Raw genomic sequence first — 25360 nt, forward strand, 5'->3', positions numbered from 1 at the left:
CGGGAAAGGCCCAGCAGCAAGAGGCGGTTACTTGCGCGGGTTCAGAAGACCCGGCAGATCGGCCCGCATCCTGACTGGCGCCCGAACCTGACTTGCCAGCCAGTTGGGAACCGCAAGGAACGGTTTGAACAGCGGATTGTTGTTCACCTGCGCCTTGAGCTTCTCGAACTGCATCACATCCGCAATGCGGCGATCCAGGAATTCCCAGGTCCGCTGGTGGTCCGGGCTGTCATCGCCCAACCAGAACAAGAGGGTCGAGGAATACACACCCGACAGTGTTGCGCGTTTGGTGTACCAGTTGACATCATCCGAAGTGTCGCCCAGCGCATCCCAGATCAGGTCACAGGTGCCCCAGACCGCTTTGGCGCCATCTGCTGCATATGACGGCAACGAAAACAAAGTCACGCCTCGGCGCACCGCCTCCCTGTCGGGGACAGCCTGCAGGCGGAAGCGCACTGCGGCGGCAATCCTGTCGCGGAACTTCAGATCGCTCAGGTCCTCGGACTTCAGCCGTTCAAGCATCTCGGCGTCCCCGCGGGCGTGAAATGCGAGCGCCAGATCCACGGCGCCCCGCGGGCAGATGACACGGGCCAGACCTTCGTCCAGATCGCAGTCGGCAATGGCCGCGCGAAAGCTCTCTTCGGACCAACCATCAAAAGGAACATGGGTCAGAATTGCGTCCAGCAATTGCTGTTTTGCATCTTCATAGGTCACGGTCATGGCGGTCCTCCGACTGTTGTGCCCAGTACTAGACAAGTTAGGTCCGCTTTGCTATACGGCCAACTCCTGCAATTTCCTTGCAACTCTATCTAGAAAGGTGGTGACAACCACATGCAGGTTAGTGTTCGCGACAACAATGTCGATCAGGCGCTTCGTGCCCTGAAGAAAAAGCTGCAGCGCGAAGGCGTGTTCCGTGAAATGAAGCTGAAGCAACATTTCGAGAAACCGTCCGAGAAAAAAGCGCGCGAGAAAGCTGAAGCGATCCGCCGTGCCCGTAAACTGGCACGCAAGAAAGCCCAGCGCGAAGGTCTGCTCTAAGATCTTCCTCGTCCAGCTTTGGATGACACTATTTGACGACCCCCGAGGCATCGCCCGGGGGTTTGTCGTTTCTGGGGAACAAATCCCCGGTGTGCCTGCAAATCCAAGCCCGGAAACTGACGCCGTCTGGCATCACTCAGCAAGTTGCCGCACATGAATCAGCAAGTTTTGGTGGCAATTCGCCGTCCGATTCCACCCGGCAGATTTGTGACTTTTCTACGCCAAATTCTCGCCACTAATGTCGCCTCAAAATAACGCAATCCAATGGAGGCAGAATCGTGTCAGTCGCAAGTTCACTTGAAAGGCAAATGCTGGAGCTCATAAATGCCGAGCGCGCCAGCCGAGGCCTTCAGCCCGTCCAGCTGGAACTGAGGCTGAACGACGCCGCTGAGGATCACAGCCAATGGATGCTGGACGTAGACAAGTTCAGCCACACGGGTGTCGGCACGTCCCAGCCGTGGGATCGGATGGAAGACGCCGGCTTTGTGTTTTCAGGCAGCTGGCGTGCGACCGAAAACATAGCATGGCAAAGTGTCCGTGGTGCCCCAGGTCTGGCCGATGACGTCCAGAACCTGCACGACAGCCTAATGAACAGCCCCGGCCACAAGGCCAACATACTCGATCCGAACGTGACCGTGATCGGGATCGGGATTGAGACCGGGAAATACCTGCACAACGGCGTGAATTACGACGCCATCATGGTCACGCAGAACTTCGCGCGGACTTCGGCCGCGGTCCAACTGGATACCGGCGGTTCCGGCGGAGGAGGAACTCCGTTGCCATCCCCCGCCCCGGCCCCAACGCCCACCGGTCCGGTGGAGATTTTTGTCAAACCCGGAAAGAAAGGGAATGCCGAAGACAACTGGTTTACCCTGGAAGTCGGGAAAGCCGGGCGACTGGACGGGCGCGGCGGCGATGACACTCTGACCGGACAAAGTGGTCGAGATACCCTTCTGGGGCGGTCCGGGGATGACACGCTGCGCGGCGAAGGCGGCCGTGACCGACTGTTCGGCGGACAGGGCAATGATACTCTGGAAGGCGGCGATGATCGCGATATCCTAAAAGGTCAGGCCGGCGACGATACGATGTCGGGTGGCACAGGTGACGACGTTCTACGTGGCGGCAGCGGAACCAACATCATGACCGGCGGCGCCGGCGCAGATGACTTTTTCTTCAGCAACGGTGTCAACCGCGTTACCGATTTCGAAGACGGCGACCAGGTTGTCCTGCGCAGCAGCGCCGCCATCAAGAGCTATAAGGATCTGATGAACAACCATATCTCTCAGTCAGGCAACGATGTGGTGATCGACGATGGCAAAGGCCACATGGTGATCCTCGAGGATACCTTGCTGGCTGATCTCGACCGCGACTCATTCATCTTCTAAGGCAGTTGCGGCCGAAAAAAGTGCTCCGATTCTGGGGCACTTTCGTTCAATAAATCTTGGGCACGTACAATTCGTCCGGCAGAACCCGCCGTTCATATTCGGGATTGTATTTCCGATCCGGCAGAGTGACCTTTTCGTGGGGCACCTCTTCGTACGGAATCTTGGTCAGAATATGCTCCATGCAGTTCAACCTTTCCCGCTTTTTGTCGTTGCCTTCGACAATGTACCAGGGGGCCTCGGGAATGTTGGTTCGGAACAGCATGTCTTCCTTGGCCTTGGTATAGTCTTCCCAGCGGATCCGAGATTCCAGGTCCATCGGTGACAGTTTCCACTGCTTCATCGGATCGTGGATTCGCATCAGAAAGCGCAGCTGCTGTTCTTCGTCCGTGATCGAGAACCAGTATTTCAGCAAGATGATCCCCGACCGAACCAACATGCGCTCGAATTCGGGAACGTCCTGAAAGAACTGCTCGACCTGGGCCTCGGTGGCGAAGCCCATCACCCGTTCGACGCCCGCCCGGTTGTACCACGACCGGTCGAACAGAACGATCTCACCCGCCGCCGGCAAATGCGGCACATAGCGTTGAAAATACCACTGGCTCTGCTCGCGCCGGCTGGGGGCAGGCAAAGCAACGACACGTGCAACCCGCGGGTCCAGCCGTTGGGTGATCCGCTTGATTACCCCGCCCTTTCCAGCGCTGTCGCGCCCTTCGAACAGGATGCAAACCTTGGCGCCGGTATGCTGCACCCAGTCCTGAACCTTGATCAGCTCGGCCTGCAGGCGCAACAGGTTGCGGAAATAGACCTTGCGATCCAGCATTTCAGGATGCTGTTCGCGATAGATCTTGCGGACCTCCATCGACAGCATGGGTTCACTGAACTCGATCTCAAAATCCTCGTCCAGTGTGTCCTGCAACTCGGCTTCCAGCCAATCGTCGACTGTGTTCTCATATTCTTCAGCCAAGGGCCTGCTCCTTATCTCTCAACAGTCTCGGACCATATCGGGTACGTGTAACCGGCCAATGTCATGACGACCTGTTTCCCGCCCCGAAGGCCAATATTGAACCGGCTCAACGGCAGATACAACCGCATCGGTAAGACTGCAGCACCAGGATCAGACCGGCAGTGCGGTCGTCTTGAAAACGGTCCGCAGGGCGAACGAGCTTTGCATTTGCGCAACTCCGGGCAGGCGCGACAGATACTGGCGGTGGATGCGCGCAAAATCCTCGGTGTTTTCGGCAACCACCTTCAGGACATAATCGGCCGACCCGGCCATCAGGTGGCATTCCAGAACGTCCGGAATACGCCGGACCGCCCGCTCGAATGCCTCCAGCACCTCCTCGGCCTGACCCTGCAAGGTGATCTCGACGAATACGGTTGTCGGCACCCCCAGTTTGCGCGCATTCAACAGCGCGACATAGTCCCGGATATAGCCTTCCGCCTCAAGCCGCTGGACCCGGCGATGGCAGGCCGACGGCGACAGGTTGACCTGCTCGGACAGTTCCGCGTTCGACATGCGCCCCTTGCGCTGAAGGGCCGCCAGAATCTTTCGGTCAGTCGCATCAAGTGACATTCACGCACATCCGTTGCAAGATTTTCTCATTTCATCGAAAAATTTCCCACATATTAGCGCAGTTGCGCACCGAGTTTCACAGAAATTGCGCGGCTTTCTGCACATAATTTGTGCAGTTTATGAATGGAGAGCCCCATGAAAATCGGTTGCCCAAAAGAAATCAAACCGCAGGAATTCCGCGTCGGCATGACCCCGAACGCCGCGCAGGAAGCGGTTGCCCGTGGTCACGAGGTCATCATCGAAACCGGCGCCGGGTTGGGTTCAGGCTTTGACAACGACGCCTATGTCGCCGCAGGCGCGCGCATCGTGGACACCGCGGAAGAGGTGTTCGCGACCGCCGACATGATCGTCAAGGTCAAGGAACCGCAAGCGGTCGAGCGCAAGATGCTGCGCGAAGGCCAGCTGCTGTTCACCTACCTGCACCTGGCGCCCGACCCGGAGCAAACCCACGATCTGCTGGCCTCGGGCTGCACGGCGATCGCCTATGAAACGGTGACGGATTCCAACGGTGGTCTGCCGCTGCTTGCCCCGATGTCCGAAGTCGCGGGGCGTCTGGCCCCGCAAGTGGGTTCGTGGACCCTGCAAAAGGCCAATGGCGGGCGCGGCGTTCTGATGGGCGGCGTCCCTGGTGTTGGCCCGGCCAAGGTTGTCGTGGTCGGTGGCGGCGTCGTTGGCACGCATGCGGCTCAGGTGGCGGCTGGCATGGGCGCTGATGTGACCGTTCTGGACCGTTCGCTGCCGCGCCTTCGCTATCTGGACGACGTCTTCGGTGGCCGGTTCAAGAACCAGTACTCGACCGCGGGTGCCACGGCCGAGCTGATCCAGTCGGCTGATATGGTGATCGGGGCCGTTCTGATCCCAGGCGCGGCCGCCCCGAAACTGATCACCCGCGAGCAATTGTCGACCATGAAGCCGGGCGCTGTGCTTGTCGACGTAGCTATCGACCAGGGCGGCTGTTTCGAAACCTCCAAGGCAACGACGCACGCCGATCCGATCTATGAGGTCGATGGCATCATGCACTACTGCGTGGCCAATATGCCGGGTGCGGTGGCACGGACCTCGACCATCGCGCTGGGGAACGCAACGATGCCGTTCATGCTGGCGCTGGCCGACAAGGGCTGGAAGCAGGCGTGTCAGGACGATCCCCACCTTCTGGCGGGCCTCAACGTGCACGCCGGCCAGTTGACCTACTATGCCGTAGGCAAGGCACTGGGGATCGACGTGGTCTCGCCCGCAATGGTCGTCAAGGCCTAATCGAAACGCAACAGCGCCGCGCGTCTGCGCGGCGCTTGGCCCAACCGGAGAAGGGCATTTCCAATGCCCGACGGACGGGCGGGAGCATTCAGCCTTCTTTGTGGATTTCCACCGAGTGCGGGTAGGGGATCGAAATGCCCTTGCTGTCAAAGGCCTCCTTGACGGCCTTGGTCAGATCAAACTTGACGTCCCAATAGTCGGCGGCCGCGCACCACAACCGCGCGGTCAGATCTACCGAGCTGTCTCCCAAGTTGGTCACACGCACCCAGGGCTCGGGGTCCGAGTGTATGCGCTTGTCCGACTTGGCCACATCCAGAATGATCTTCATGGCCGCATCCGCACTGTCGCCATAGTCGATCCCGAACACCAGATCGACACGCCGCGTGTCGTGGGCCGAGTAGTTGGTGATGATCGACCCCCAGGCCTGACCGTTGGGAACGATGATCTGCACATTGTCGGGCGTGACCAGTTCGGTCGTGAACAGGTTCAGGTCCTTCACCGTGCCAGCTGTCCCACCGATATCCACGAATTGACCCAGCTTGTATGGCCGGAAGACCACCAGCATCACACCTGCGGCTAGATCGCTGAGCGTGCCCTGCAGCGCAAGGCCGATGGCCAGCGAAGCGGCACCCAGAATGGCAACGATACTCGTCGCTTCGATCCCGAAGATGCCAAGCACAGCAACCAGAACAATGGCCAGGATCACCCATTTGACCGTGCTGGCAACGAAATTCCCCAAAGTCGGATCGATTTGCGGGGTCGAATTAATTCGGCGGCGAACGATCCCTGCGATCATGCCAGCGGCTATCCAGCCGACAACAAGAACGATCAGGGCTTTGACCGCGCTCATGATCAATGGGGCAAATGCCCCTACCTGCGTCACGACCTCATCCACGGGCGTCTCCTTTCCAACAGCAACAAACCCGCGACTTTTGCGCGGGGTTTCCGCAACATTGGGCGATAAAACCGCACAGGTCTAGGTTTGAAATGTCCCGGATTTCCCCGCTGTGCTTCAGCAAACAGTCGCTGCCCGGGATTGCACAGACCGCCATCTAACAATTCGCCCCCGAAAGCCTAGCTTGCAATAGTACCCGAACAAGGAGCTTGCCATGCTGGACACCGCCACCTTCCCGATCATGACCAAATGGCCCCCGCATTCGCCAGAGCAGATCCAACTCTATTCCTTCCCGACGCCGAACGGCGTGAAGGTGTCCATCATGCTCGAAGAAACCGGCCTGCCTTACGAGGCGCACAGGGTCACCCTGTCAGACGCCGACGTCAAAAGCCCCGAGTTTCTTTCGCTGAACCCAAACAACAAGATTCCGGCGATCATCGATCCTGACGGCCCGGACGGACAGCCCTTGGCGCTGTTCGAAAGTGGTGCGATCCTGCTGTACCTGGCCGAGAAAACCGGCAAGTTCCTCGGCCAGAACACGGCCGACAAGTATCGGATCACGCAATGGCTGATGTTTCAGATGGGCGGCGTGGGCCCGATGTTCGGGCAACTGGGTTACTTCCACAAGTTCGCCGGCAGCGCGATCGAAGACCCGCGCCCGCGCGAGCGGTATATCAACGAGGCCAAACGGCTGCTGAATGTCATCGAGACCCAGTTGCACGGGCAGGACTGGATCGCCGGTGAGTACTCAATTGCCGATATCGCTTTGGCCCCGTGGCTGCGCGGCCTTGATTTCTACGGCGCCAAAGAATTGGTCGGCTGGGACGATCATCGCAACACCATCGCCTATCTGAACCGGTTCCTGGACCGGCCCGCGGTTCAAAAGGGTCTGGTCACGCCTCCGCGCGGGTAAGGGATCACGCCGTCGCCGCCTTGCAAGCGGCGTCGGCATTCCGTGCCATCAACCAGGCAGTTTCCCGGTCAGCACATAGCGTAGAATCTCGACCACCTGACGGGGCTCCTCGGCCACCGCCAACGCGGCGGCATCGACCTCTTTCAGCGCATGTTGATGGTCGGGGCCGTGCAACACGATGACCGACTTGCCCAGGGCCGCAGCATAGCCCGCGTCAAAGGCCGCGTTCCACTGCTTGTACTTGTCGCCGAACCGCACCACGACGACGTCGGCATCGGCGATCCCCTTGCGGGTACGGATCGCGTTGACCATCGCGCCTTTGTGGTCGTGCCAGTATTTGTTCGGCTCGGCCCCCAGAATGGCGACCCCGCAATCGTCGCTGGCCGCATGATCGGTCACCGGGCCGTTGAACGTGACATCCAGCCCCTGCGCGCCTTCGATGATCTGTTCGCGCCAATCCGTGTGGATCTCGCCCGACAGGTAGACATTCAAACCCATTGCAGCCTCCGCATTTTGCTTCTGGCCCTGTTTACTGTCCAAACCCGCAAAGCCCAATGCGGAAGTTGCCTGCCGATGCTGCGCTGGCGTTACAACTTGCGAGCCACCAGATAGCGCGAGGGCGGTTTCGCCGGGAAGTTCCCGCTTTCGATGATCTCGAACCCGGCCTTTTCAATTGTTGTTTCCAGCGTTTTGATGTCGAACTGGCTGACGAATGGCGCCTTGCCCAAAAGCTGCATGATCGGCAGCAGCAGCTTCAGCAAGCCGAACTTGAACCCCAATCCACCCTGGGCAAGACAGGGCGTTTTTGAAATGAACAGACCGCCGGGTTTCAACACCTCATGAACCCCGGACAGCGTCGCCTCCAGATCCCGGATCAGGTGCAGCAGATTGAACGCCATCACCACATCATAGGCCCAATTCGGGGGGCGGTTGGCGTCGGCCTCGACAAAGACGACGTTTTCGATCTGCTCCTCTTGCGCCAGCCTGCGGCCCACGGCCAACATGCCCGGAGAGACATCGCTCGCCGTGATCGTATCCGCATGGCCGGATAGCCGCAACGCGGTGCGCCCGGTTCCGCAGCCCAGTTCCAGCACCTGATCGGTCGGCTTCAGATAGGACACCGTGCGTAGCAACGTGTGCTCATAGGACTCCATGTCCCGGATCGGGGATTTCGCGTATTTCTCGGCGATTCCGTCCCAGAATTTGGCTGTGGCGGTCATGTCGGCTCTCCTTTGAGCGCAAGCTAGTGATACGCGTTTCAAAGGTGAATTGCCGAAATTCGCAGAATCCTTATACATTCTTGCATGGATGATCCGCGCAAATTCGACTGGAACCATATCCGCGCCTTTCTGGCCACGGCCGAGACCGGCTCGCTTTCGGCGGCGGCACGACGGTTGGACCAGACACAACCGACCCTCAGCCGCCAGATCGCCGCGCTTGAATCCGATCTGGGCGTGATGCTGTTCGAACGGATCGGACGGTCACTTCAGATCACCACCGCCGGGATCGAGCTGTTGGAGCACACCCGGACCATGGGCGCCGCCGCAGATCGCATTGCGCTGGCCGCGTCCGGTCAGGCGCAGTCGATCGAGGGGCAGGTGCGGATCACCGCAAGCGACGTGATGTCGGCCTATATCCTGCCGGATCTGCTGCGCGAGATCCGCGCGCAGGCTCCGAAACTGCGGATCGACGTGATCGCCGCGAACGACATTCGCGATCTGATGCGGCGCGAGGCGGATATCGCCATCCGCCATGTCCGCCCCGACCAGCCCGACCTGATCGCAAAACTGGTGCAGGAGGCTGACGGGCATTTCTATGCCGCCACCGCCTACCTGAACCGCGCTGGACGCCCCAAGTCCCTGTCGGACCTGTCCCGGCACGAGTTCATCAGTTTCGGCGACACCGCGCAGATGATCGCCTATTTCGAACCGATCGGCCTGCGCCTGACCGAAGAAAACTTCCGCCTGGGGTCGCAGAACGGCATCGTCTCGTGGGAGTTTGCCCGGCAGGGCTTTGGCATCGCGCCCATGTCCGAGCCGGTGGGCGATGCCACACCGGGAATGGAGCGCGTCCTTCCCGACATGGAGCCGTTGCGGTTCCCAATCTGGCTGACCACCCATCGCGAACTGCATACCAGCCGCCGCATCCGGCTGGTCTTTGACTTGCTGGCGGATTTCTTCGCAAACTGAAACACGCGCACCATCGGCGCGCGTGTCTCTTCGGGTTAGAGCCGCTTCAACCGCGCAGAACGCCGCCGGTGGCCTTGGTGACCTTGGCGATGATCTTTTCCGCCACCGCCTCGATGTCTTTTTCCTTCAGCGTGCTGTCGGTCGGCTGAAGCCGGACGGTAATGGCCAGAGATTTCTTGCCCTCGCCCAGGCTGCCGCCGATGAACTCATCGAACACGCGCACCTCTTCGATCAGCGCCTTGTCGGCGCCGGCGGCGGCATTCACCAGCGTCAGCGCCTCGACATCGGCATCGACGACAAAGGCAAAGTCACGCTCGACCGCCTGCAGGTCGCGCAGTTCCAGCGCCGAGCGGGTGGTGCCGGATTTGCGCGGCAGCGGCACCTCGTCCGGCCAGATGGTGAAGGCCACGGCCGGGCCCTTGATGTCCAACTGCTGCAGCACGCGCGGATGCAGTTCACCGAACACGCCCAGCACCTTTTTGGGGCCCAGGCAGATCTTGCCGTGACGGCCCGGATGCCACCAGGCATCGCCGTCGCGCAGGATCTGCACCTTGGCGGGGGCCCCGATGGCGGTCAGCACGGCCTCGGCATCGGCCTTGGCGTCAAACACGTCGACCGCGCGGGCGGCGCCATGCACATCCTTGGGTCCGGTCCGCCCGACCAGAAGACCTGCGATCTGGGTGCGTTGCTCGCCGGGTTCCCCGTCATGAAAGACCGGGCCGACCTCGAACAGGGCCAGATCGGCAAAGCCGCGCGCCTGGTTGCGCGCCGCGGCCTGCAACAGGCCGGGCAGCAGGTCGGGGCGCATGTGGCTCATCTCGGACGAGATCGGGTTTTCCAGCATCGTCGCGTCATCGCCGCCACCGAACAGCGCGGCCGAGGCCTGATCGATGAAGGTATAGCTGACGCATTCATTGTACCCCAGCGCCGCGCAGGTGCGCCGCGCCATCGACTGACGCCGCTGGGCCGGAGTCATGACCGGCTTGGGAATACCATCCGTGACACGCGGCAGCGGCTTGCCCTGCAGCTTGGTCAGCGATGCGATGCGGGCGACCTCTTCGACCAGATCGGCCTCGCCCTGGATGTCGGGGCGCCAGCTGGGCACATGGGCCATGTCGCCCTCCAGCCGGAAGCCCAGCCGGGTCAGGGTCTGCCGCTGCTCGCTTTCGGGGATGTCCATGCCCACCAGCGATTGCACCCGCGCCGCATCCAGCCGGTAGGCGCGCGAATGGTCCGGCGCCTTGCCGGCCTCAACCGCCTTCGAAACCTCGCCGCCGCAGATATCCAAAATCATCTGGGTCGCGTGCTCCAGCCCTTCCAGCGTGTATGCCGGATCGACCCCGCGTTCGAACCGGTAGCGCGCGTCCGAGTTGATCTTGAGCGCGCGGCCCGCCAGCGCGATCTGAACGTGGTCCCAGAAGGCGCTTTCCAGGAACACGTTCACCGTGTCTTCGGTACAGCCGGTCTCTTGCCCGCCCATGATGCCGGCGATCGATTCCGGGCCGTTGTCGTCGGAAATCACCATCATGCCGGGCTGCAGAGTGTATTCCTTTTCGTCCAGCGCCACCAGCTTCTCGCCGCCCTTGGCGCGGTGCACCCGCAGGTTGCCCTTGACCTTGTCGGCGTCAAAGACGTGCAGCGGGCGATTGCTGTCGAAGGTCATGTAGTTGGTGATGTCCACCAAGGCCGAAATCGGACGCAGACCGATTGCCTTCAGCTGATCCTGCAGCCATTGCGGGCTGGGGCCGTTCTTGACGCCGCGGATCAGGCGGCCGGTGAAATGCGGACAGCCATCCAGCGTGTCGTCGTCGATCGTCACCTTGATCGGGCTTTCGAAATCCCCCGGCACCGGGGCATAGTCACGCGGCTTCAGCGTGCCCAGACCCCGCGCCGCCAGATCGCGTGCGATCCCTGCAACGCCCAACGCATCGGGGCGGTTGGGGGTGATGGCGATCTCGATCACCGGGTCGATCTTGGCGGGGTCGTTCTCGGCCAGCCAGTCGACGAACCGCTGGCCCACCTCGCCCGAGGGCAGCTCGATGATGCCGTCATGTTCGTCCGACAGTTCCAGCTCGCGCTCGGACGCCATCATGCCAAAGCTTTCGACGCCGCGGATCTTGCCAACGCTGATCGTCAGATCCAGACCGGGGATATACATGCCCGGCTTGCAGACCACGACGGTGATGCCCTCGCGCGCGTTGGGGGCGCCGCAGATGATCTGCAACTCGCCCTCGTCGGTGTCCACTTTGCAGACGCGCAGCTTGTCTGCATCGGGGTGTTTCTCGGCATGTTTCACATAGCCAAGGGTAAAATCCTTGAGCTTGTCGGCCGGGTTGATGACCTCTTCGACCTCGAGCCCGAGATCGGTCAGCGCCTCGGCGATCTCATCAACCGAGGCGTCGGTGTCCAGGTGGTCTTTCAGCCAGGAGAGGGTGAATTTCATTTCTGTTTTCCTGTCCGGTAAGGCGGGCCAGCCCGCCGAATTCTCTTGGGCAGCAGGGCAAGCCCCACGCTATTTCATCGTGACAAGCCACCATGCAGGTTCGGCATATCCAACGCCGCAAACCCATAGTGCCGCAGCCAGCGCAGGTCGCTGTCAAAGAACGCCCGCAGATCCGGGATGCCGTATTTCAGCATCGCCAGACGATCGATGCCGATGCCGAAGGCAAAGCCCTGATAGACCTCGGGGTCGATCCCGCCGGCGGCGATCACCTTGGGGTGGACCATGCCGCTGCCCAGAATCTCCATCCAGTCGTCGCCCTCGCCGATCTTCAGCTGGCCGCCTTCCCAAGAACAGCGGATATCGACCTCGGCCGAGGGTTCGGTGAACGGGAAATGCGAGGCGCGGAAGCGCAGTTCGACATCGTCGACCTCGAAGAACGCCTTGACGAATTCCTCCAGAACCCATTTCAGGTTCGCCATCGAGATGTCCTTGTCGATGGCCAGGCCTTCGACCTGGTGGAACATCGGCGTGTGGGTCTGGTCATAGTCGGCGCGATAGACACCGCCCGGACAGATCACGCGGATCGGCGCGCCCTGCTTTTCCATCGAGCGGATCTGAACCGGCGAGGTATGGGTGCGCAGCACATGCGGCGGGCGATTGTCGCCCGGCGCGCGGTGCATGTAGAACGTGTCCATCTCGGCCCGCGCGGGGTGGTGGCCGGGGATGTTCAGCGCGTCGAAATTGTACCAATCTGTCTCGATCCGCGGACCTTCGGCGACGGAAAAGCCCAGTTCGGCAAAGATCGCGGTCAGTTCCTCGGTCGCCTGGCTGACCGGGTGGATCGAGCCTTGGCGGCGCGGGCGCGCGGGCAGGGTCACGTCCAGCCACTCGGTCCGCAGACGTTCGTCCAGCGCGGCATCGGCCAATGCGGCCTTCTTGGCGGCCAGCGCCGAATTGATCTCGTCCTTCAGCGCGTTCAGCGCGGGGCCGGCGACCTGGCGTTCCTCGGGCGTCATCTTGCCCAGTTCGCGCATCTTCAGCGCCACTTCGCCCTTTTTGCCCACCGCGGCCACGCGGATCGCTTCCAGCGTGCTTTCGTCGCCTGCGTCAGCGATCTGACCCAGGTATTTTGCCTTAAGATCGTCCATGACGGTCCCCTGAATTCTGTTGCTGTCCTGCTATCACAGCAGCGCGCGAAAGCAAGAGGGCCGGGCCGCGCGATCAGGTCGCGCGCAGAACCGCTGCCTGTCGATCACACCGGACCGGGCGGATCGTGGGGCCATAGCCCTGCGGAAGGGTCTGCAGTTCGGGGAACAGCGCAAACAGTTCGCGCGCGGCCTCCTGCTCCAGCCCCGAGAGCGCCTCCTGCCCCGGAAAGAAGCTCTCGGACACAAGACCTGAAGTGGTGACCAGCTGGTGCCGGTCGAAGAACAGGTGGACATAGCGGACAATGTCACAGGGCTGCACGGTGACGGTATTGCCGTTGACCAGCGATTTGGCGGGGACCAGAACCTCATCCTCGCCGAACAGAAGCTGGGCTTGCCAGCCTCCGACCAGAATGCGGTGCTGGGGCGAGACCAGAATGTCTGTCTTGGCGCCCAGAACACCCGCGCGGATGCGCACCGGCGCGAAACGACCCACGCCGCGCACCGTGCGGCCGCCGATCCAGCGCACCCGGCAGGGGCCGTCATCGACGGTCAGGACCGTATCGCCGGGCTGCAGCGTCTCGATCCGGCGCGGCCCCTCGGGGGTATCCACCAGGGTTCCGGCCGTGAAACAGGCGGCCCCGGTATCCCCGGGCGACAAGGGGCCATAGGTCAGCGTGTCAGGATCGGGTTGATTGAACTGCAGGGTCGTCGTGGTCTGGTTCGGCCCGACCAGCACCGGCAGGTTGACCGAGGTTTCCCCGGCCGCCAACCCATCGACCGCGACGATGTTCTGCGTGCCGCCACCGATGTCGTAGAAATCTATTACCTCACCCGTGGCGGTGTTGGTCAGCGCATAGGCTTCGTAATTGGTTGGGCCGCCACCATCCGGATCGGTCAGGAAGATCGGGAAATCATCGGCCGAGATGACATAGACGATCTCGTTGTTGTCGGGGTCGACGGTGACCTGAACGGAGGGATCGTTGAGTGGGATCTCGATCCCGACCTGCCCGTTCGCCTGATAGAAGGACACGGTGAAATCCGCCGGGTCTTCGCCGGGGCGAAGGGACACCTCCAGGAATTCGGACACGCCCGAATTCGCGGCATAGGCATTGGAATAATGCAACTCACTGATACGCGCCATGAAAGCACCACGACCGGAAAACCTGACCCGAATGTATCGCGCAAACGCCGCCGCCGAACAAGGCGCGATCCGGGAATGTGGCTAACAGGCCCCTAATTGCAACAGGTCGCGGTCAGTAGCTGTATTCGGGGTAGATCCGCGTCAGATCGCCCTGCCAGTCGCCGTGATAATGCTCGAGCAGTTCATCGGCCGGCACCTTGCCGGACTGGATGCTTTCCTTAAGCGCGTTCAGGAAATGCGTCTCGTCCGGGACGAGACCACCCGCACCCGGCCGCGCCCGCGCCTTCAGGCCGGAATCGGCGATGGCCACCACCTCGCGCGCCAGATCGTGCATGTTGATGCCGCCGACCTGCGCCTGCAGCCCGTCCCGGGCCGCGGCGACGCGCAGCCCCTCGCGGGTTTCGGCGTCCCAGCCTTTGACCAGATCCCATGCGGCATCCAGCGCGGACTGGTCATAGGTCAGCCCCACCCAGAAGGCGGGCAGCGCGCACAGACGGCGCCACGGGCCGCCGTCGGCCCCGCGCATTTCCATGAATTTCTTGATCCGCGCCTCGGGGAAAGCGGTGGTCAGGTGATCGGCCCAATCCGAAAGCGTCGGCGTCTCGCCCGGCAGCGCGGGCAGCTTGCCCTGCAGAAAATCGCGGAACGACATGCCCAGCGCATCGATATATTTGCCGTCGCGATAGACGAAGTACATCGGCACATCCAAGGCATATTCCACGTAGCGCTCGAACCCGAAGCCGTCCTCGAACACGAAGGGCAGCATGCCGGTGCGCGCGTCATCCAGATGCCGCCAGATGTAGCTGCGCCAGCTTTTGTGGCCATTGGGCTTGCCCTCGAAGAAGGGCGAGTTGGCAAACAGCGCGGTCGCCACCGGTTGCAGGGCCAGCGCCACGCGCAGCTTCTGCACCATGTCCGCCTCGGACCCGAAATCAATGTTGACCTGCACCGTGCAGGTCCGGCGCATCATGGCGCGGCCCATGTCGCCGACCTTTTCCATGTAGTCGTTCATCAGGACATACCGGCCCTTGGGCATCAGCGGCATGTCCTCGTGCTTCCAGATCGGCGCGGCGCCCAGCCCGATGAAGCCTACGCCGATCTTGTCGGCAATGTCCTTCACGTCGCGCAGATGCGCGTTCACCTCGTCGCAGGTCTCGTGGATGGTCTCCAGTGGCGCGCCTGACAGCTCCAGCTGCCCGCCCGGTTCCAGTGAGACGTTGGCCCCGTCCTTTTCCAGCCCGATCAGCTTGCCCGCCTCTTCCACGGGGGTCCAGCCATGCCCGTCGCGCAGCCCCTGCAGTACCGCCAGGATCGAGCGTTCGCCTTCATAGGGCAGCGGCTTCAGCGTGTCCTTGCAATAGCCGAATTTCTCGTGCTCGGTCCCGATGCGCCATTCGCTTTTGGGTTTGCAGCCATCGGCCAGGTATTCGGCCAGTTGTTCGTGGCGTTCGATCGGCCCGCCGCCGGACTGAGGAATGGACATGAACCGTGCTCCGATCCTGAAGTGTCGAGTCGTGGGGGTCAGTGGTGGTCGCAATCTCCCCCGGTGTCAATGCACCGTCAGTTCAACCGGATGTGTGCCGGGCGCGAGGGATGGCGTTCCCAGATGACCACCGGATGCGACGCCCCGCCCTTGAGTTCCGACAGCATCCGCTCGGTCCGCAGCCCCGGCAGGGCCGAGAACACGTCGAACAGCGCCTCGGCACCCTCGGCATTCACGGGAATGTGAAGCGGCGGCTGGCCGGGCTGCTGCAGCACCCAATGCGCGGGGCTGGCGGTAGGGTCCAGAGTCAGGCTCTCGATTTCGCGGGTGGCGACGATGCCGCCGTCCAGCGGCCCCAGGTAGGCGATCTGCCCCTCATCCACCGACACCACGCCCGGCCCGCCCGCGCCCAGCCGGAACCGCGCGCGCTGTACGCCGATCACGGCCAGCGCGACCGAGACCAGCACAAGCACCCAGCCCAGCCAGCCCAGCAACCCGCCCGGGCCGCCGATCCAGCTGAGGCCAAGGATCAGAACGAACCCGGCGGCCAGCACCTCGCGCCAGCGCCACAGGGCCAGTTTGGCTTCGGGTCGGATGAAACTCATGACGCGGCCTCCATCTGATCGCTGAACAGGACCAGTGAAAAGGTCCCGGCAGGGGCAAACCCAATAGCAACATAAGCACGCACGGCGGCGTTTGAAGCCGCGAACAGAACGGCCTTGCGCACTCCGGCGGCCCGCGCCTCGGCCAGATGCAGGGCGACGGCGGTGCGGGCATAGGCCCGACCACGCAGCGCAGGCGGGGTGAACACGCCGCCGATCTGGACGATCTCGGGCAGCGTGGCATTGAAGCCCGTCATGCTGACGGGCTGGTCGTCGACCATCAGCAGCCGGTGCGAGTCGCGCTGAATATATCCGTCGATGTCCTTCTGCGCAGCCGCGCGGGCCATGCCCGGGTCGGTGCCCAAAGATTCCAGGTGATAGGCCTCGCGCCAGCGGATCAACAGGCTCCGGTCGCCATCCGACAGCGGCACCAGCCTTGCGCCATCCGCTTGCGGAACGATCAGGTCGCGCAGGTCCAGAGCAAAGGAGGGCTCATCCCGATTCAGATGCGCTGCGCGGTCCTGCCATCCGGCCTGTCGCAGAAACCGGCGGGCTTGCGTAGCCTCGCCCGCCAATCCTATGACCGTGCGGCCCCGGATCAGGTCCGATGCCTCGGCCAGGCCGGCCTCGGGCAGATCCGGGCACTGCGGCAGGATCATGCCTTCGTTGGTGATGCCGAACACGCCGCGCAGCGGGTTGCCCAGCATCCACATGCTCATCGCGCGCGGCGCGGGTGCGTTCAGGCCGAACTCTCGCAGGTTGGCCAGCGCGAACATCGAGCTTTGCACATGGTCCAGAAGAAACCGCTCAATCGCCGGAATGTCCTGTTGCTGCGCCAGCCGCCACATCAGGACCAGTCCCCCAGCGCCTGCTGCCACAGGGTCATCGCGGCAACCGCCGCCGTGTCGGCCCGCAAGATGCGCGGCCCCAGGCTGACCACATGCGTGAACGGCAGATCCTTCAACCGCTGGCGCTCGGCATCGGAGAACCCGCCCTCGGGGCCGATAAGGATGGCCCACGGTCGGCCCTTGTCCTGTGCGGCGAGGCGCAGGGCCGACCCGGCCTCGGCCTCGTCGCAGAACATCAGTTGGCGGCCGTCGGGCCAGTTGTCCAACAGCTTGTCCAGCCGCTGCAGGTCGCAGACCTCGGGCACGAAAGTGCCGCCGCATTGCTCGGCCGCCTCGACCGCATGGGCCTGCAGCCGGTCCTGGCGGATGCGTTCGGAATTGGTGAAAGCAGTCTGCACCGGCATGATCTTGGCGGCCCCCATCTCGGCCGCCTTTTCGACGATGAAATCGGTCCGGGCCTTCTTGATCGGGGCAAACAGCAGCCAAAGGTCCGGCGGCAGTTGCAGTGGCCGGGTCTGTTCAAGACAGCTCAGAGTACCGCCCCGCTTGCCCGCCTCGGCCACCTGCGCCAGCCACTCGCCATCGCGGCCGTTGAACAGGGCCACCTGCCCGCCCACGGCCAGACGCATCACGCCGAACAGGTAATGGGCCTGCTCGCGCGTCAAAGGAACCGATTGCCCCGCACCCAAAGGGTGATCTACATACAGCCTGATCTTCGCACTCATGAGACCCTACATATGCAAGGCAATGCCCCAACACCAGACGGTCAGGTCGCCGACGCCGTTACCGGCAACTGGGTCGATACCCGCGCCCCGGCCTTTGCCCGCCCCTATCTGCGGCTGTCGCGCGCGGACCGGCCGATCGGGACGTGGCTGCTGCTGATTCCGTGCTGGTGGGGCCTGGCGCTGGCGATCCTGCATGACGGTGAGCCGCGGTGGGGCGATCTGTGGATTGCCGTGGGGTGCGCGGCCGGGGCCTTTCTGATGCGCGGCGCGGGCTGCACCTGGAACGACATCACCGACCGCAAGTTCGACGCGCAGGTCGCCCGTACGCGCTCGCGGCCCATCCCCTCGGGGCAGGTCAGCGTGCGGCAGGCGGTGATCTGGATGGGCCTCCAGTGCCTTCTGGCGCTCGCGATCCTGCTGACCTTCAACCAGGCGGCCATCGCGATGGGCGCCCTGTCGCTGCTGCCGGTGACGATCTATCCCTATGCCAAGCGCTTCACCTGGTGGCCGCAGGTGTTTCTGGGGCTGGCCTTCAACTGGGGCGCCCTGCTGGCCTGGGCGGCGCATCGCGGCACGGTCGAATGGCCCGCGATCCTGCTGTACCTGTCCGGCATCGCCTGGACGCTGTTCTACGACACGATCTATGCCCACCAGGACGCCGAGGATGACGAGCTGATCGGCATCAAGTCCACCGCGCGTCTGTTCGGGACCGACACCGCGAAATGGCTGAAGTATTTTCTTGTGGCGACCGTGGCGCTGATGGGGCTGGCCATCGTCGAGGCCGCGCTGCCCAATTCCAGCGTGCTGGCGCTGGTCGTGGCCATCGGTGGACCTTGGGCAATGGGGTGGCACATGGCGTGGCAACTGCGCGGGCTGGACATCGAAGACAACGCGAAACTGCTGCAGCTGTTTCGCGCCAATCGGGACACCGGCCTTATTCCGCTCATCTTCCTTTGCGTCGCATTGCTCCTCTGATTGCACCTCGGTACCGGTGCCTGTAAGAGTCCCGCCCAATGGCCCGAGGAGATAAGAAACCGCTCATGCGCTTGCCGTATTTCCTGACATCAGCCCTGATCTTTGTCGTGTCGGCGGGGGTCTGTCTGCTGGCCGCCGGATTCGCGGTGACCAAGATCGAAGAAACCTCGGAAACTGCCGTTCGAAATGCACTGAGCATGCAGGGCCACGAGTGGGCCGAAGTGCAGGCGGATGGGCTGCGCGTTGTGCTGACCGGTACTGCCCCGGACGAGGCCACCCGATTCAACGCGCTGACCGCGGCCGGTACACAGGTCGACACTTCTCGGGTGATCGACGAGATGGACATTGCCCCGACGGCTGACCTGACTCCGCCCAAATTCTCGGCCGAAATTCTCCGGAACGACAGCGGCATTTCCGTGATCGGGTTGGTTCCGGCCAGCGTGGATCGCAACGCACTGATGGCCCGGCTGCAGAAGCTAGACCCGCAGGCGCGGGTGTCGGACCTGCTTGAGACCGCAGACTACAAGAAACCCAAAGGCTGGGACGACGCGATATCCTATGCCATCCTTGCCCTGTCCAAGCTGCCGCGAGCCAAGGTTTCCGCCAGCCCCGACCTGGTCAAGATCACTGCCATCGCTGACAGCCAGCAGGAAAAAGAACGGCTGGAACAAGAGCTGACACGCGCCGCGCCGCCCAGCTTGCGCATCGGTCTGGCGATTTCGGCACCGCGCCCGGTGATCACTCCGTTCACCCTGCGCTACCTGATTTCGGAGGAAGGCGGCCAGTTCGACGCATGTTCGGCACAGGATGAAAAGGCGCGTGACACCATTGTAGCGGCCGCGCAGGATGCCGGGCTGTCAGGGCCCTATACCTGCACGATCGGCCTGGGTGTGCCATCGCCCCGATGGGCACAGGCCGCTGAACTGAGTATCCGGGCTCTGTCCGGGATCGGGCAAGGATCGGTCACGATGTCGGATGCCGACATCACGCTGATTGCTGAACCGAACACCAACCCGGCCACCTTCGACAAGGTCGTGGGCGAGTTGGAGAACGCCCTGCCCGAAGTGTTCGCCCTGCACGCGGTTCTGCCCGAACCAGAAAACAACGAACAGGCCGGACCTGTGGAATTCACCGCCACCCGCAGCCCGGAAGGTCTGGTACAACTGCGCGGCCGTCTGGGCGACGATTTGCAGCGCGACATGATCGACAGCTACGCCCGGGCTGCCTTCGGATCCGATCAGGTTCACAGTGCCGCCCGCGTGGTCGACCAGATGCCGCAGGACTGGCCCGTGCGCGTTCTGGCGGGGCTGGAATCCCTGTCCTGGCTGAACAACGGCGTGCTGACCGTAACGCCTGACAAGGTCGAGTTGACAGGCGTCAGCCATGATGAAGACGCCAAGGCACAGATCGCGGGCTTGCTGTCCGACAAGCTGGGCGATGCGCAGGACTTTGACCTGTCGATCACCTATCAGCCCCCGCCCGAACCCGAAGACGCGCTGCCAGACCCCGAGCAGTGCGAAAGTCGCATCGCCGAGGTTCAGGAAACCCGCAAGATCACGTTCGAGCCCGGGTCGGCTACGGTTTCATCAGAGTCCCGCGACAGTCTGAACCAGATTGCCGAGATCCTGCGCGAATGCGGACCGATCCGGATTGAAATCCAGGGTCATACCGACAGCCAGGGCCGTGAAGAGATGAACCAGCAGCTGAGCCAGTCACGCGCCCAGTCCATCCTTAACGAATTGCGCGCCCGTCGGGTGTCGACCAAAAGCTACTCGGCCGCAGGCTACGGTGAAACGCAGCCGATTGCAGACAATGACACCGAAGACGGGCGCGAGAAAAACCGGCGCATCGAATTTCGCCTGATCCGGCCCGAGCCGGTCACCAATCAGGAAACCGGTCTGGAAGCATTGGAGACCCAGACAAGCGCAACCGAACCTGCGCCAACAGAAGAAGAAGCATCCGAAACGGATGCAGGGGACCAGTAAGTTGAACAGAACCGAATTCATCATCGCCACCGCCGTCATCCTGTTCGCCGCCTTCTGCATGGGCTGGTTCGCCAACTGGCTGGTGCACCGCCTGTCGCGCGTGCGCCAATCCGACGTGGCTGATCTGGACCGCATGAGCCAGGAGCTGCACGAGGCCGAGGAAACCCGTGATCAGGCGATCACCTATCTGCAGCAGCGCGAGGCCGAGCTGACCAACCAGCTGACCCAGACCGAGGCCGAGCTGGCCGCGGCCATGGACGGGCTGCGCGCCGCCCGCCAGGAAGCCGAGGAATTGCGCGGCCGGATCAACAACGCCGACTGAGCGCCTACCATCGCGACAGCGCGTCCTCGTCCTCGTCCTTGGCGGCAACCCACTCCGCGCCCGAACCTGTGATTTCCTTCTTCCAGAACGGGGCGCGGGATTTCAGATAATCCATCAGGTATTCGGCGGCCTCGAACGCATCCTTGCGATGCGGGGCTGCCGTTGCGACCATCATGATCCGGTCAGCCGGGGCCAGCCGCCCGTGGCGATGGATCACCAGCACGTCACCCAGCGACCACCGGTTCTTGGCTTCCTCGGCGATCTTGGCGATGGCGCGTTCGGTCATGCCGGGATAATGCTCGATCTCCATGCAGGCCAGATCGGTCTGCGCCAGATCTCGCACGACACCGGTAAAGGTGACGATGGCGCCATTGGCCGTGTCACCCGCGGCAAAGGCATTGGCCTCGGCCCCCAGATCGAACGGCTCTTGCTGGACGGAGATCCGCATCGCCCTAGCCGCCGGTCATGGGCGGGAAAAAGGCCACTTCGCGGACGCCGGCCAGCGGCGCGTCGAAATCCGACAGCTCCTGATCCAGCGCGACCCGCAGGGCCGACAGGTCGGCAAAGGCCGCGGCATAGCGGTCTTCGCGGGCGCTGAGTTCGGCCACCAGATCGGAGACCGTAGCTGCGGTGGTTTCGAACTTTTCCTTCGGTACGCCAATCCGCTCGCGGACCCAGGCGAAATACAGAACATCCATGCGTCAGCCCTCCTTCAGATGGGGCATGGCTTTACGTAGGTAGTCGTAGCCGGTGATCAATGTCAGCGTCGCCGCGATCCACAGCAGCCACAACCCGATGCGGCCCGACCAGAACATGCCATCCAGCTTCCATTGCAGGCCCGAGATGTCCTCGACCTGGCCCGACAGGATCTGGTCGATCAGCGCGGCATCCATGCCGAAGGTGGACATGACGAAATAGTGCTCGAATATGCCCTGCGAAAACAGCACGGCAATCGCCACCATCTGCGCGGTCGTCTTCCATTTGGCCAACTTGGTAACCTTGAGCGTTCCGGCCACATCGCCCAGATACTCGCGCAGGCCCGAGACGAAAACCTCACGGAACAGGATCACGGTGGCGGGCAGCACCAGCCAAGGCGTCCAGTGCTCGGTCGAATAGCCTACAAGGATCATCAGCGCGATCACCACCATCGCCTTGTCGGCGATCGGGTCCAGCATTGCACCCATCTTGGTTTCCTGCTTCCACGCGCGCGCCAGATAGCCGTCGAACCAATCGGTTATGGCCGCCGACAGGAACAGGATCAGCGCGAACCAATCGGCATAGGGCCGAGTGAAATACAGAAACATCACCGCCAGGCCGGGGGCGGCCAGTAGGCGCAGCAAAGTCAGAATATTCGGCAGGTTCCACTTCATGCGCTGGACCCTACAACCATGGCCGGGAACAGAAAAGACGGCACGACAAAAAACTGCCAAGAACACAGGTGTTTGGACCACGACAGGTCAGACCGTCGCAGGCGGAGGATCGATGACCGTTTCCCCCTTGGCGCGGCGCGAATAACGGGTCAGGTTGCGCGGGTATCGGCACACCAAGAAAGATCCGCCCCGTGACCTCACATATCAGAACCGATGCGCGCGCCAACCTGATCGGCAGCGCCTGGATGATCGCGGCCATGGCCGGGTTCGCCCTGGAGGACGCGCTGTTGAAAAGTGCCGCCAAAGCGCTGCCCATCTGGCAGGTTCTGGTGCTGTTCGGGCTGGGCGGGGCGTTGATTTTTGCCGGAGCCGCGTTGCTACAGGGGCGGCGGTTGCTGCACCCCGATGTCCTGTCCAAGCCGATGAAGATCCGGGGGCTGTTCGAAGTCTTCGGCCGCCTGTTCTATGTACTGGCCATCGCCCTGACGCCGCTGTCCTCGGCCACGGTGATCCTGCAGGCCACGCCGCTGGTCGTGGTGGCGGGTGCCGCGCTGTTCTTCGGGGAAACCGTCGGCTGGCGGCGCTGGAGTGCCATTCTGGTCGGACTGATCGGAGTGGTGGTCATCATCCAGCCAACCGGAGACAGTTTCTCGGCCCTGTCCATTCTTGCGGTGCTGGGGATGCTGGGCTTTGCCGGCCGCGATCTGGCCAGCCGCGCGGCCCCGGCCACGCTGGGCACCACCGTTCTTGGGTTTTACGGCTTTCTGTCAATTGTCGTCGCCGGTGGTCTGTATCGGGCTTTCGAAGGCGCGGCCGCGATGCCGGTGGACGCCCAAACCGCCCTGCACCTGACAGGAGCCGTGGTGATGGGCGCGGTGGCCTATGCCTCGCTGATGCTGGCCATGCGGACGGGCGAAGTGTCGGCCGTGACACCGTTTCGCTATACCCGCCTTCTGTTCGGCATCGGGCTGGGCGTGCTGATATTCGACGAGCATCTGGACCAGACCATGTGGCTGGGCAGCGCGCTGATCGTGGCCTCGGGGCTGTACATTCTGTGGCGCGGGCGCCGGCGGCCTCAGCCCTTTTCGTGAAAGAAATCATAGACCTTCTGCGCCAGACCGGCCGAGATCCCGTCCACCGCCTTCAGATCCGCCAGATTGGCGCGGCTGACCGCCTTGGCGCTGCCGAAATGTGCCAGCAGGGCGCGTTTGCGGGCTGCGCCCACGCCCGGAATTTCATCCAGGGGCGTCGCCCCCATCGCCTTGGCCCGTTTGGCGCGGTGGGTGCCGATGGCAAAGCGGTGCGCCTCGTCCCGTAGCCGCTGAATGAAATACAGAACCGGGTCGTTGCGTTTCAGGGCAAAGGGGCGCTGGCCGATGCGGTGGAATTCTTCCTTGCCGTGGTCGCGATCGACGCCTTTGGCGACGCCGACCATAGGGATGTCCTCGACCCCGTGTGCCTGCATGATCTCGTGCACGGCGCTCACCTGCCCCGCACCCCCGTCGATCAGCAACAGGTCGGGCCACAGGCCCTTGTCGCGGTCGGGGTCCTCTTTCAGCAGGCGGGTAAAGCGGCGGGTCAGCACCTCTTTCATCATGCCGAAATCGTCGCCCGGCGTCAGGTCGTCGCCGCGAATGTTGAACTTGCGGTAGGCGTTCTTCATGAACCCCTCGGGCCCGGCCACGATCATCGCGCCCACTGCGTTGGTGCCCTGGATATGCGAGTTGTCATAGACCTCGATCCGGTTCGGCGGCGCGTCAAGATCGAAGGCCTCGGCCAGACCGCGCAGCAGCTTGGCCTGCGTCGCGCTTTCCGACATGCGGCGTGCCAGCGCCTCGCGCGCGTTGCGCAGCGCGCCCGAGACCAGCTCGAGCTTTTCGCCCCGCTGCGGCACCAGGATCTCGACTTTGCGACCGGCCTTTTCCGACAGGGCTTGCTGCATCAGGTCGGCGTTCTCGATCGCGTCCGACAGGATCAGTTGGCGCGGCGGTTCCTTGTTGTCGTAGAACTGGCCCAGAAAGGCCTCCATCACCTCGGCCGGCGAGACGTCGGGGCCGACCCGCGGATAGAAATCGCGGTTGCCCCAGTTCTGGTTGGCGCGGATGAAAAACACCTGAACACAGGCCTGACCGCTGTCCATATAAAGGCCGATCACATCCGCCTCGGCCACACCGCGCGGGTTGATGCCCTGCGCCGTCTGCACCTGCGTCAGCGCGCGGATCCGGTCGCGCAGGGCGGCGGCGCGCTCGAACTCCATCGCGTCCGAGGCTTCCTGCATCTGCGCGGCCAGTTCCTCCTGGATTCGGGTCGAGCGTCCGGACAGGAACCGCTCGGCGTCGCGCACGCTTTCGGCATAATCGGCCTGCGAAATCATGCCCACGCACGGCCCCGAGCAGCGCTTGATCTGATAGAGCAGGCAGGGCCGGGTGCGACTGTCGAACATCGAATCCGAGCAGTTGCGCAGCAGAAACGCCTTCTGCAGCTGGTTCAGCGTGCGGTTCACCGCGCCTGCGCTGGCGAAGGGGCCGAAATAGGCACCCTTTTCCTTCTTGGCGCCGCGGTGTTTCTTGATCTGCGGAAATGGATGGTCCTTGGCCACCAGAATGTTGGGAAAGCTTTTGTCGTCGCGCAGCAGCACGTTGTATTTGGGCTTGAGCTGCTTGATCAGGTTCTGTTCCAGCAGCAGCGCCTCGGTCTCGGTCCGAGTGGTCAGGAACATCATCGACGCGGTCGAGGCGATCATCCGCTCGATCCGGCCGGAATGGCCCGGGCGGGTGTAGTTCGACACCCGCGCCCGCAGGTTGCGCGCCTTGCCGACATACAGAACCCGGCTGTCCGCATCCAGCATCCGATAGACACCCGGCGAACTGTCCAGCGTCTTCACGTATTTCTGGATGCAGGCATAGCCGGTCGGCTGAGGCTGGGATTGAGGGGCGCTGTCGGCGGTCATGAGAGAGAGATACGATTCTCTGACCGTGGCTGCAATCTTGCGCGCCTCAGATCAAGAGAAAACAAATCCACGATTCTTGTGGATAACTGTGCGGACAACTTTCCCTGCACTGTGATTTTTC

26 protein-coding genes are annotated in these 25360 nt (G+C 62.8%); 9 read left to right on the forward strand and 17 right to left on the reverse strand.

What is annotated here, in order from left to right; genetic code table 11:
• Positions 1-27: 27 nt before the first annotated feature.
• Positions 28-720 (reverse strand): COQ9 family protein, encoded by a 693-nt coding sequence (locus ACR0JC_RS15905; RefSeq protein ID WP_170342311.1) that lies wholly within the window; start codon positions 718-720, stop codon positions 28-30.
• Between the two features lie 111 nt (positions 721-831).
• Between ACR0JC_RS15905 and rpsU the strand changes: the two genes are divergently transcribed.
• Complete coding sequence (rpsU, locus tag ACR0JC_RS15910; RefSeq protein WP_005614280.1) at positions 832-1038, forward strand: 30S ribosomal protein S21; 207 nt, start codon at positions 832-834, stop codon at positions 1036-1038.
• A gap of 308 nt (positions 1039-1346) precedes the next feature.
• Positions 1347-2423 (forward strand): CAP domain-containing protein, encoded by a 1077-nt coding sequence (locus ACR0JC_RS15915; RefSeq protein WP_174822116.1) that lies wholly within the window; start codon positions 1347-1349, stop codon positions 2421-2423.
• A gap of 46 nt (positions 2424-2469) precedes the next feature.
• Here the strand turns inward: ACR0JC_RS15915 and ppk2 are convergent, their stop codons facing one another.
• Positions 2470-3387: a polyphosphate kinase 2 gene (ppk2, locus tag ACR0JC_RS15920; RefSeq protein ID WP_093963555.1), complete on the reverse strand. Its 918-nt coding sequence runs from the start codon at positions 3385-3387 to the stop codon at positions 2470-2472.
• A gap of 150 nt (positions 3388-3537) precedes the next feature.
• Positions 3538-3996: an Lrp/AsnC family transcriptional regulator gene (locus tag ACR0JC_RS15925; RefSeq protein WP_093963556.1), complete on the reverse strand. Its 459-nt coding sequence runs from the start codon at positions 3994-3996 to the stop codon at positions 3538-3540.
• Positions 3997-4131: 135 nt separating this feature from the next.
• Here ACR0JC_RS15925 and ald point away from each other — a divergent pair, with 135 nt between their 5' ends.
• Complete coding sequence (ald, locus tag ACR0JC_RS15930) at positions 4132-5250, forward strand: alanine dehydrogenase (RefSeq protein WP_170343029.1); 1119 nt, start codon at positions 4132-4134, stop codon at positions 5248-5250.
• A gap of 88 nt (positions 5251-5338) precedes the next feature.
• Here ald and ACR0JC_RS15935 read toward each other — a convergent pair whose 3' ends face one another.
• Positions 5339-6145 (reverse strand): mechanosensitive ion channel family protein, encoded by an 807-nt coding sequence (locus ACR0JC_RS15935; protein ID WP_170343032.1) that lies wholly within the window; start codon positions 6143-6145, stop codon positions 5339-5341.
• 214 nt (positions 6146-6359) lie between these two features.
• Between ACR0JC_RS15935 and ACR0JC_RS15940 the strand changes: the two genes are divergently transcribed.
• The gene (locus ACR0JC_RS15940) at positions 6360-7058 is read left to right on the forward strand and encodes a glutathione S-transferase family protein (RefSeq protein ID WP_170343034.1); all 699 of its coding nucleotides are present in this window, start codon (positions 6360-6362) and stop codon (positions 7056-7058) included.
• 48 nt (positions 7059-7106) lie between these two features.
• On the opposite strand, the gene ACR0JC_RS15945 is transcribed toward ACR0JC_RS15940, so the two are convergent.
• A complete protein-coding gene (locus ACR0JC_RS15945) occupies positions 7107-7556 on the reverse strand; it encodes a YtoQ family protein (RefSeq protein ID WP_170343036.1) in 450 nt (149 codons plus the stop codon).
• A gap of 89 nt (positions 7557-7645) precedes the next feature.
• Positions 7646-8278 (reverse strand): class I SAM-dependent methyltransferase, encoded by a 633-nt coding sequence (locus ACR0JC_RS15950; RefSeq protein ID WP_480763991.1) that lies wholly within the window; start codon positions 8276-8278, stop codon positions 7646-7648.
• An 84-nt stretch (positions 8279-8362) separates the two neighbouring features.
• On the opposite strand from ACR0JC_RS15950, the gene ACR0JC_RS15955 reads away from it, so the two are divergent.
• Entirely contained in the window at positions 8363-9247 is an 885-nt protein-coding gene (locus ACR0JC_RS15955) for a LysR family transcriptional regulator (RefSeq protein ID WP_170343040.1), read from the forward strand.
• 46 nt (positions 9248-9293) lie between these two features.
• On the opposite strand, the gene pheT is transcribed toward ACR0JC_RS15955, so the two are convergent.
• The 7 genes from pheT to ACR0JC_RS15990 all read right to left on the reverse strand — a co-directional run bounded on the left by pheT (position 9294) and on the right by ACR0JC_RS15990 (position 17637).
• The gene (gene pheT / locus ACR0JC_RS15960) at positions 9294-11690 is read right to left on the reverse strand and encodes a phenylalanine--tRNA ligase subunit beta (RefSeq protein ID WP_170343042.1); all 2397 of its coding nucleotides are present in this window, start codon (positions 11688-11690) and stop codon (positions 9294-9296) included.
• A gap of 74 nt (positions 11691-11764) precedes the next feature.
• A complete protein-coding gene (gene pheS / locus ACR0JC_RS15965) occupies positions 11765-12838 on the reverse strand; it encodes a phenylalanine--tRNA ligase subunit alpha (RefSeq protein ID WP_093963563.1) in 1074 nt (357 codons plus the stop codon).
• A 73-nt stretch (positions 12839-12911) separates the two neighbouring features.
• Complete coding sequence (locus ACR0JC_RS15970) at positions 12912-13979, reverse strand: Hint domain-containing protein (protein WP_170343044.1); 1068 nt, start codon at positions 13977-13979, stop codon at positions 12912-12914.
• Positions 13980-14091: 112 nt separating this feature from the next.
• Positions 14092-15462, reverse strand: a complete 1371-nt coding sequence (locus ACR0JC_RS15975) for a glutamate--cysteine ligase (RefSeq protein WP_170343046.1) — start codon at positions 15460-15462, stop codon at positions 14092-14094.
• A 77-nt stretch (positions 15463-15539) separates the two neighbouring features.
• Positions 15540-16067 (reverse strand): hypothetical protein, encoded by a 528-nt coding sequence (locus ACR0JC_RS15980; protein ID WP_170343048.1) that lies wholly within the window; start codon positions 16065-16067, stop codon positions 15540-15542.
• Positions 16064-16912 (reverse strand): GNAT family N-acetyltransferase, encoded by an 849-nt coding sequence (locus ACR0JC_RS15985; protein ID WP_170343050.1) that lies wholly within the window; start codon positions 16910-16912, stop codon positions 16064-16066. The genes ACR0JC_RS15980 and ACR0JC_RS15985 overlap by 4 nt, the downstream gene beginning before the upstream one ends.
• Positions 16912-17637: a 16S rRNA (uracil(1498)-N(3))-methyltransferase gene (locus ACR0JC_RS15990; protein ID WP_170343052.1), complete on the reverse strand. Its 726-nt coding sequence runs from the start codon at positions 17635-17637 to the stop codon at positions 16912-16914. Before ACR0JC_RS15990 ends, ACR0JC_RS15985 begins: the two co-directional genes overlap by 1 nt.
• A 12-nt stretch (positions 17638-17649) precedes the next feature.
• Here ACR0JC_RS15990 and ubiA point away from each other — a divergent pair, with 12 nt between their 5' ends.
• The 3 genes from ubiA to ACR0JC_RS16005 all read left to right on the forward strand — a co-directional run bounded on the left by ubiA (position 17650) and on the right by ACR0JC_RS16005 (position 20919).
• Positions 17650-18612, forward strand: coding sequence for a 4-hydroxybenzoate octaprenyltransferase (ubiA, locus tag ACR0JC_RS15995; RefSeq protein WP_170343054.1), 963 nt, complete (start codon positions 17650-17652; stop codon positions 18610-18612).
• 65 nt (positions 18613-18677) lie between these two features.
• Positions 18678-20597: an OmpA family protein gene (locus tag ACR0JC_RS16000; protein ID WP_170343056.1), complete on the forward strand. Its 1920-nt coding sequence runs from the start codon at positions 18678-18680 to the stop codon at positions 20595-20597.
• Position 20598: 1 nt separating this feature from the next.
• A complete protein-coding gene (locus tag ACR0JC_RS16005) occupies positions 20599-20919 on the forward strand; it encodes a hypothetical protein (RefSeq protein WP_093963571.1) in 321 nt (106 codons plus the stop codon).
• A 4-nt stretch (positions 20920-20923) separates the two neighbouring features.
• Here ACR0JC_RS16005 and ACR0JC_RS16010 read toward each other — a convergent pair whose 3' ends face one another.
• From ACR0JC_RS16010 to pgsA, 3 genes are read right to left on the reverse strand one after another with little or no spacing between them, the layout of a single operon-like run.
• Positions 20924-21367, reverse strand: coding sequence for a molybdenum cofactor biosynthesis protein MoaE (locus tag ACR0JC_RS16010; RefSeq protein WP_170343058.1), 444 nt, complete (start codon positions 21365-21367; stop codon positions 20924-20926).
• Positions 21368-21371: 4 nt separating this feature from the next.
• Positions 21372-21617 (reverse strand): molybdopterin converting factor subunit 1, encoded by a 246-nt coding sequence (gene moaD, locus ACR0JC_RS16015; protein ID WP_170343061.1) that lies wholly within the window; start codon positions 21615-21617, stop codon positions 21372-21374.
• A 3-nt stretch (positions 21618-21620) separates the two neighbouring features.
• Positions 21621-22289, reverse strand: coding sequence for a CDP-diacylglycerol--glycerol-3-phosphate 3-phosphatidyltransferase (gene pgsA, locus ACR0JC_RS16020; protein ID WP_170342342.1), 669 nt, complete (start codon positions 22287-22289; stop codon positions 21621-21623).
• Positions 22290-22480: 191 nt separating this feature from the next.
• Between pgsA and ACR0JC_RS16025 the strand changes: the two genes are divergently transcribed.
• The gene (locus ACR0JC_RS16025; protein WP_170343063.1) at positions 22481-23380 is read left to right on the forward strand and encodes a DMT family transporter; all 900 of its coding nucleotides are present in this window, start codon (positions 22481-22483) and stop codon (positions 23378-23380) included.
• Here ACR0JC_RS16025 and uvrC read toward each other — a convergent pair.
• The gene (uvrC, locus tag ACR0JC_RS16030) at positions 23365-25239 is read right to left on the reverse strand and encodes an excinuclease ABC subunit UvrC (RefSeq protein ID WP_170343065.1); all 1875 of its coding nucleotides are present in this window, start codon (positions 25237-25239) and stop codon (positions 23365-23367) included. The genes ACR0JC_RS16025 and uvrC overlap by 16 nt on opposite strands.
• Positions 25240-25360: the final 121 nt, after the last annotated feature.

It is taken from the genome of Ruegeria sp. CH5 (assembly GCF_056537025.1).